At 71.8% G+C, this 7,680-nt stretch carries 7 protein-coding genes; 3 read left to right on the top strand and 4 right to left on the bottom strand.

From position 1 onward, the window contains the following. Positions 1–12: 12 nt before the first annotated feature. The 3 genes from C1A38_RS25275 to C1A38_RS25265 form a co-directional block, all read right to left on the bottom strand. Positions 13–876, bottom strand: coding sequence for a CPBP family intramembrane glutamic endopeptidase (locus C1A38_RS25275; RefSeq protein ID WP_102660213.1), 864 nt, complete (start codon positions 874–876; stop codon positions 13–15). A gap of 77 nt (positions 877–953) precedes the next feature. Beyond that, complete coding sequence (locus tag C1A38_RS25270; protein WP_102660209.1) at positions 954–1,379, bottom strand: DUF3140 domain-containing protein; 426 nt, start codon at positions 1,377–1,379, stop codon at positions 954–956. Further along, positions 1,366–1,584: a hypervirulence associated TUDOR domain-containing protein gene (locus C1A38_RS25265; protein WP_102660208.1), complete on the bottom strand. Its 219-nt coding sequence runs from the start codon at positions 1,582–1,584 to the stop codon at positions 1,366–1,368. The genes C1A38_RS25270 and C1A38_RS25265 overlap by 14 nt, the downstream gene beginning before the upstream one ends. Positions 1,585–1,729: 145 nt before the next feature. On the opposite strand from C1A38_RS25265, the gene C1A38_RS25260 reads away from it, so the two are divergent. The 3 genes from C1A38_RS25260 (at position 1,730) to coaE (ending at position 5,811) form a co-directional block, all read left to right on the top strand. Then, the gene (locus tag C1A38_RS25260) at positions 1,730–2,545 is read left to right on the top strand and encodes a class I SAM-dependent methyltransferase (protein WP_102660207.1); all 816 of its coding nucleotides are present in this window, start codon (positions 1,730–1,732) and stop codon (positions 2,543–2,545) included. A 402-nt stretch (positions 2,546–2,947) separates the two neighbouring features. Continuing rightward, on the top strand, positions 2,948–4,435 hold the full coding sequence (rpsA, locus tag C1A38_RS25255; RefSeq protein ID WP_102660206.1) for a 30S ribosomal protein S1: 1,488 nt from the start codon (positions 2,948–2,950) through the stop codon (positions 4,433–4,435). Between the two features lie 194 nt (positions 4,436–4,629). Next, positions 4,630–5,811, top strand: a complete 1,182-nt coding sequence (gene coaE, locus C1A38_RS25250; RefSeq protein ID WP_102660205.1) for a dephospho-CoA kinase — start codon at positions 4,630–4,632, stop codon at positions 5,809–5,811. Between the two features lie 7 nt (positions 5,812–5,818). Here coaE and C1A38_RS25245 read toward each other — a convergent pair whose 3' ends face one another. Then, positions 5,819–7,405 (bottom strand): hypothetical protein, encoded by a 1,587-nt coding sequence (locus tag C1A38_RS25245; RefSeq protein WP_233197009.1) that lies wholly within the window; start codon positions 7,403–7,405, stop codon positions 5,819–5,821. Positions 7,406–7,680: the final 275 nt, after the last annotated feature.

The raw sequence follows: 7,680 nt of genomic DNA, 5'->3' as shown, positions 1-7,680 counted from the left end.
GGGGGCGGGGGGTTACAGGGTTAGGAGGGTGGGCATGGCGTTGAGGGCGCCGTGGATCACCAAGGGGGGCCACATTCGGCGGTACCGGGACCACAGGTAGCCGAGGAAGAGGCCGGTCACGGCGTGGCTGACGATCACCGTGGCCAGGTCGATGTCGGGTCGGACGCCGCCCTGGATGGCCACGTGCCAGACCGCCCAGAGCAGCGACACGAGCACGATGGCGGGCCAGCGGCCCAGCAACGATTCCCAGCGGGTCTGCAGCCATCGCCGGTAGAAGAACTCCTCCAGCAGCGCGTTCACCGCGAACACCACAAGGATCGTGGCGACCAGTTCGACAAGTGGGAGGCCGCGAGCCCAGTCGCCGGCCGGTGCCGCAAGCGGAGTCGCGTAACTGAGCACCAGCCACACCGCCACGGGCACCGCCGGCCCGAAGCGGTGGGCGGCGTCCGCCGGGGCCGGCCCAGGATGCCACCGCGGCCGGCGACGGACCACCACGAACACCGCAGCCGGTACGCCGAGCAGCAGCGCGAGCTTGAGCAGGGTGTACGCCGGCTCGCCGTCGAGTAGGGGCATGATCGCGGCGAATGCGATGGCGGAGCACAGCAGCGGCACCGCCTCGCGGTACGGTGCCGGCGGGTCCGGCCAGCGCGGATCGGGTGCTCGCGGGACCAGCCGGATCACCGCGATCGCGACCAGGGCCGGAAGCCACCTGGCCCACATGGGCACGGTGCCCTCGTGGTCGGCGCTGTACCGGATGTTGCTGTTCCCGGTGATCACCAGCCAGAGCGCCGCAGCAGCGATGAGCCCCAGACCGGACAGCAGGACGACGTGTCCGGCGCGGGGATGACGGCCGGCTGTCGACAGTTCTGGCGTCACCGTCGGCACGCTATCAACGCGCGGCGATCTCGGTCCGCAGGACGTCGGCACGGAAGGAGGCTTTCGTACCCCGATTCTTATGGGTGACGGCGTGACTTCGGCGGGGCGCCGTGCCGTTCGAGGGCCTTTCGGGACGGGCCACCGGGCGGCGGCAGCGCCGCCTTGACCGGGTCGTGACCCCAGTTCATCAGGGAGTACCGCCACCGGGTCTGGCGTACGTCGCCGCTGGGCCGTTGTGCCATGTGCCGCCGGACGTAGCCGACCACCTTGCGCATGTGCTTGTAGTCCGCCTCGGTGAGGTCGTCGCGCTTGCGGCGGAGCAGGTCGACGATCTTCCGGCCGGACTCGTGGCCCACCGTCTCACCGCCCTCGGTGCCCTTCTTCTGCCAGCCGACGTGTTTGGATTCGGCGGTCTCCAGCCAGCGGGACAACTCGGTCGGCTTCATGTTCACCGCATCGGTGAACTCCCGGTACGTCTGCTGCGGATCGTCACTTCGGCTCACGACGTAGCACCTCCGGGCGGTGGGCCACGTCCCGGCCCGAGTCGTCGTTGGTGATCCGGTACTGCGGGTCCTCCGGTGAGGCGTTCACCGGGTGTCCGCGTACGTGGGTGCGGTCGACGATTTTCTCCTTGACCACGCCGTACGCCCGGCCGCTGTGGCTGGCCCAGGAGACGTGGTCGCCCTCGTGGAACTCCTTATCGGCCATGACCTGCGGTTACCCTGCGTCAACGCGCGGAAACGGGCGCTGGCCGCCGCCGATGGCCCCGAGCCACAGCGGGCTCGGATCGATGTCGGTGGCCCGCCGACGCCCTTGCGCGGATGCCCCGCCCGGGCTCCGTACCGTTACCGGGATGAACGACGATCCCGAACCCACCGTCACCCGCCGTGCTGTCACCGAGGCCGAGGGCCGGGCGGCGAGCCGCCGCTGGTGGGACCAGGACGCGGACAACTACCAGGAGGAGCACGGCACCTTCCTCGGTGACGTGGACCTGGTGTGGTGCCCGGAGGGCCTGCGGGAGGCCGACGTGCGGCTGCTCGGCGACGTGAAGGGGGCCCGGTTGCTGGAACTGGGCTGCGGCGCGGCGGCGGGCTCGCGTTGGCTGGACGGGCAGGGCGCCGAGGTGGTGGCCCTGGACCTGTCCGCCGGCATGCTGCGGCAGGCCCGGCTGGCCGCCGAGCGCTGCGGCGTACCGGTTCCCCTCGTCCAGGCGGACGCCCTGGCCCTGCCGTTCCGGGCGGGTGCCTTCGACACGGTGCACACCGCGTTCGGGGCCGTGCCGTTCGTCGCCGATTCCGAGGCGCTGATGCGTGAGGTGTACCGGGTGCTGCGTCCCGGCGGCTTGTGGGTCTTCGCCATCACCCACCCGATGCGCTGGGTCTTCCTGGACGACCCGGGCGAGGGGGGTCTGCTGGCGGTGCACTCCTACTTCGACCGCCGTCCGTACATCGAACAGGATGCGACGGGGGTGCCCACCTACATCGAGGCGCACCGTACCTTCGGCGATCGGATCCGGGAGTTGACCGCCGCCGGTTTCGTCCTGCGTGACGTGATCGAGCCGGAGTGGCCGCCCGGGCACGAGCAGATCTGGGGCCAGTGGAGCCCGCTGCGCGGGCGGCTGTTTCCCGGTACCGCCATCTTCGTGGCCCAGCGGCCGACCACCGGGTGATCCGATCCGTGCGTGCCGATCGAGCACGGGGACGCGGCCGGGCCCGGCGGGTGATCCGGCCCACGCCGGACGGGGACACCGCGTCGGTGGCGTGGGGGCGTGGCTGGTGGGAGCCAGCGGGAAGGGCGGAGAAGGCACCTCTGGTCGAAATCTCCGCTTTCGCGGGTGGTGCGGTGATGAGGAGACGGGAGGGCTTGCACGCTGTGGTAATGCAGCGGGTAGGGTAGAGGATGCGCTCGCGGATCGTGTGCCTCGGCAGGGAGCAGGTGCGCGGTCGACGGAGTCACATCAAGATCTCGTTCAGCGATTTTTGGGTGGGCCCGCCGGCGGATCCGTTGGCGCGCACAGGTCACCGCGACACCAGCCTGCTGTGACACACATCCGACCGGAGCAACCGCCCACATGACGAGCAGCATCGAGGCCCCCTCGAGCGCCACCAAGGTCACCATCGACGATATCGGCTCTGAGGAAGCTTTCCTCGCCGCGATCGACGAGACCATCAAGTACTTCAACGACGGCGACATTGTCGAAGGCACCGTCGTCAAGGTCGACCGGGACGAGGTCCTGCTCGACATCGGCTACAAGACCGAGGGTGTCATCCCCTCTCGTGAGTTGTCGATCAAGCACGATGTGGACCCGGCAGAGGTCGTCTCGGTCGGTGACCACATCGAGGCCCTGGTCCTCCAGAAGGAGGACAAGGAGGGGCGGCTGATCCTCTCCAAGAAGCGGGCGCAGTACGAGCGGGCCTGGGGCACGATCGAAAAGATCAAGGACGAGGACGGCGTCGTCCGCGGTTCGGTCATCGAGGTGGTCAAGGGTGGCCTCATCCTCGACATCGGGCTGCGCGGCTTCCTGCCGGCCTCGCTGGTCGAGATGCGGCGGGTGCGCGACCTGCAGCCGTACGTCGGCCGCGAGCTCGAAGCCAAGATCATCGAGCTGGACAAGAATCGCAACAACGTGGTTCTGTCCCGCCGGGCGTGGCTGGAGCAGACGCAGTCCGAGGTGCGCACCGAGTTCCTCAACAAGCTCCAGAAGGGGCAGGTCCGCAAGGGCGTCGTCTCCTCGATCGTCAACTTCGGCGCGTTCGTCGACCTGGGCGGCGTGGACGGCCTGGTGCACGTCTCCGAGCTGTCCTGGAAGCACATCGACCACCCGTCCGAGGTCGTCGAGGTGGGCCAGGAGGTCGAGGTCGAGGTCCTGGACGTCGACCTGGACCGCGAGCGGGTCTCGCTGTCGCTGAAGGCGACCCAGGAGGACCCGTGGCGGCAGTTCGCCCGCACCCACGCGATCCAGCAGATCGTGCCGGGTAAGGTCACCAAGCTGGTGCCGTTCGGTGCGTTCGTCCGGGTGGACGACGGCATCGAGGGCCTGGTCCACATCTCCGAGCTGGCCGAGCGTCACGTGGAGATCCCGGAGCAGGTCGTCCAGGTCGGCTCCGAGGTCATGGTCAAGGTCATCGACATCGACCTGGAGCGCCGCCGGATCTCGCTGTCGCTCAAGCAGGCCAACGAGGGCTTCGTCGAGGGCGAGGAGCACTTCGACCCGACCCTCTACGGCATGGCCGCGACCTACGACACCGAGGGCAACTACATCTACCCGGAGGGCTTCGACCCGGAGACGGGCGAGTGGCTCGAGGGGTACGACAAGCAGCGCGAGACCTGGGAGAACCAGTACGCCGAGGCGCGGCAGCGCTGGGAGGCGCACCAGAAGCAGGTGCAGACCTCTCGGGCCGCCGAGGCCGAGGCCGCTGCCAACCCGCAGCCTGCGCCCACCGGCACCACCACCACGACCAGCGCGGCCCCCAGCCGCCAGGCCGAGGAGCCCGCTGGCACGCTGGCCACCGACGAGGCGCTCGCCGCTCTGCGCGAGAAGCTCGCCGGCGGTAAGTGACCCGCTAGCAACACCGCAGGGCCCCGCTTCGACCCGGATCTCCGGGTTCGAGGCGGGGCCCTCGCCGTTACGGATGCGGTGCACCGGAGCCCACCGCAGGCCCTCGCCGTCGTGGGTGCCGGTATGGCGCACCGGGCACGGACTTGGCGGGCTCCTGTTTGGCGGTGCGGCGATGATCGGGTTGACTGAGTGACGTGCTGAAGGTGGGGTTGACCGGCGGGATCGGTTCGGGCAAGAGCGCGGTGGCGCGGCGGTTGGTCGAGCGCGGCGCGGTGCTCGTCGACGCCGACCAGCTCTCCCGGGAGGTGGTGGCCCCGGGCACCGACGGGCTGGCCGAGGTGGTGGCCGCCTTCTCCACGCGGGTACTGGACGCCGATGGCGCCCTCGACCGGGCCGCGCTCGCCGACCTGGTCTTCACCGACGAGGCGGCCCGCCGCCGGTTGGAGGCGATCGTCCACCGCCGGGTGCGGGCGCGTACCGCCGAGCTGGTCGCTGCCGCGGCACCCGACGCGGTGGTGGTCAACGACGTACCGCTGCTGACGGAGGTGGGGCTGGCACCCACGTACCACCTTGTGGTCGTGGTGCAGACGGCGCTGGCGACCCGGTTGGAGCGGCTGACCCGCGACCGGGGGATGAGCCGCGCGGACGCCGAGCGGCGCATCGCCGGTCAGGCCGACGACGCCGGTCGGGCCGCGGTGGCGGACGTGCTGCTCAGCAACGACGGCAGCCTGGCGCAGCTGCACGCGGCGGTCGACGCGCTCTGGTCCGACCGCCTGGTGCCCTTCGAGGAGAACGTGCGGCATCGGCGGGCGGTGCGGGCGCAGCGGGTGACGCTTACCGAACCGGATCCGACCTGGCCGCAGCAGTACGCCCGGCTGGCCGCCCGGATCCGGCACGCGATCGCCCCGGCGGACCTGCGGATCGACCACATCGGCTCCACCGCGATGCCGGGTCTGGCCGCCAAGGACGTCATCGACATCCAGCTCGGCGTGCCGTCCCTGGCCGAGGCCGACGGGCCGCTGGCGCAGCGGCTCGCCGACGCCGGCTTCCCCCGGATGCCGGGCGACTGGTGGGACACCCCACGAGGGGCGGGCACCGGGCGGTGGGAGAAGCGCCTGCACGGCAGCGCCGATCCGGCCCGCCCGGTCCACCTGCACCTGCGGGTGACCGGGTCACCCGGTTGGCGGTACGCCCTGCTGATGCGTGACCACCTGCGGGCCGACCCGGACCGGCGGGCCGCCTATCTGATGCTCAAGCGGGAACTGGCGGCCTCGGCACCGGACAGCGGGGCGTACGCGACGGCGAAGGACCCGTGGTTCGACGAGGAGCACCTGCGGGCGGAGGAGTGGGCGGCCAGGACCGGATGGCGTCCGTAGCCTGCGGTCAGCGAGCCTCGGTCGGCCTGGTCAACGAGGGCACCCGGCCGGGTGTCAGGTCGAGTTGGGCCCAGGCACCTGCCTTGCTCGGCAGCTCCAGCCGGCGCAGCAGACCGGACCGGTCGATCCAGTAACGGGTCCGGCCGGCCCCGGTGCCGACCTCGACGACGTCGACCACGGTGCCGGCGAGGTTGTCGCCGCGTACCCGGTGCGGGCTGCCGGTCGGACCGCCGCTGCGGGCGGCGCGCAGCGCCCGCGCCACGAGTGGGTCCAGCGTGTCGGTGCGGTGCGCGCCGGCCCGCCATCCGGTGGCCGGTGGTGGCAGCGGCGGCGGACCCGCCGGGTCGCCCGACGCCGACGCGTCGATCCGGGTGACGCCGTTGCCGTCCCGGCGGACCAGGGTGCGGGGGGAATCGGGGTTGTCCAGGTCGGTGACGCCGAGGTAGGCGGTGCCCGAGGTCCAGCTCAACCAGCCGGTGCCGCGCAGATTGGCGTCGGCCGACGCGGGCAGGGTCACGGTGACGGCGGCACCACCGGCGGCCCGTAACCGGGCGGGTAGGCGCTGCCACCTGTCGCGTTCGGCGGTGGTGAGGGCGCGGGGCAGGCCGGGACGGCCGCCCAGCGCGTCGACCGGCCGCAGGGTCGGCCGATCGGTGCGGTTCAGGTGTACGGTGACGCGCCCGAGCGCGGCGATCGTGGTCTCCAGCCGGTGCAGCCGTCCGGCGGTGTCCAGCCAGTAGCGGGTGGCGGTGCCCGCTGTTGCGGTGCCCGGCGGGGCGGCCTCCAGGATGTCGACGTCCTCCCCGTTTCGTCGGTCCCGACCGACCCACCGGCCGGACAGGTCGTCGGCCGGGTCGGGACGTTCGGCGCTGAGCGCGAAGATCATGGTCAGCAGCGGGGTGAGCCGTTGCTCCGCAGGGATCCGCCAGCCGTCGGCCGGAGGGATCAGCGGTGGCATCGCGGGTGCCGGTACCGCGGTGGGGTCGGGCCGGGACACCACAACGGCGGGGCTGGCCTGCGCCAGGCCACGCAGCGCGCCGGCACCGGGCCCGCCCACGTCGACGTAGACCAGTTGCCGGGACCAGTCGACCCAGCCGAGCAGGTCGGTGCGGTTCGTGCCGGCGCCGATCGTGACGTGCAACCCGGCGCGCAGGTCGCGTTGGTTGGTCACCCGCATGACCGCCAACCGGTCCCGTTCGGCCGAGGTCATGTCACGTGCCGCGGGCTCGTCCGGGGGCCAGGTGACAAGGGTGACCACCAGCATGACGGCGGAGAGCACGGCGGTGAGCGCGAGCCCGGTCAGGGTGAGCCGACGTCGTCGGGCGGACCTCTGCCGGGCCTCGTCGGCCTCCTCGTCGGCCCCGGCGAGGTCGTCGTCGGCTGCGTCTGTGCCGGCGGGGTCGGTGGCTGCACCGAGCAGGCGGTGGGAGAGCCCGGCCCGGCGGGTGCCGGCCCGTCCGGGCAGGCCGGCGGTCGGCGAGCCGTCGAGGCCGATGCCGGCGGGGGGCCCGATGCCGGCGCGATGTCGGCGCGGGCCGGCGCGGTGCCGATTGTCGCTTCGGGCACCGGACGTCGGTCGCGAACTGTTCTCCACGGAGGGTGAACGCCTCGGACCGGGATCGGGTGACGACATAGGGGCGCTCGCGGCGGCCGGTCTGCGCGTCGTCCGCGCGACCACGTCGGGTGCGCACGCCGCAAATCCGGGTGCTGCGACCCCACAGCGCCGGCGGCGGCATGACCTGTGCGGCCCGCCACCTGCCCGGTCGGCCGCCGCGAGCGGCCTACGGGGAAAGGGTAGCCGGGTGAGAAGAACCACACAATGCGAATATTGAGGCCGGTCACGTGCGGTGCGTACTCGCCGCGGAGTGT

The organism is Verrucosispora sp. ts21, from assembly GCF_002879555.1.
In the GTDB taxonomy this organism is placed as follows: domain Bacteria; phylum Actinomycetota; class Actinomycetes; order Mycobacteriales; family Micromonosporaceae; genus Micromonospora; species Micromonospora gifhornensis.
This window is presented reverse-complemented; position numbering and strand designations above follow the sequence as displayed.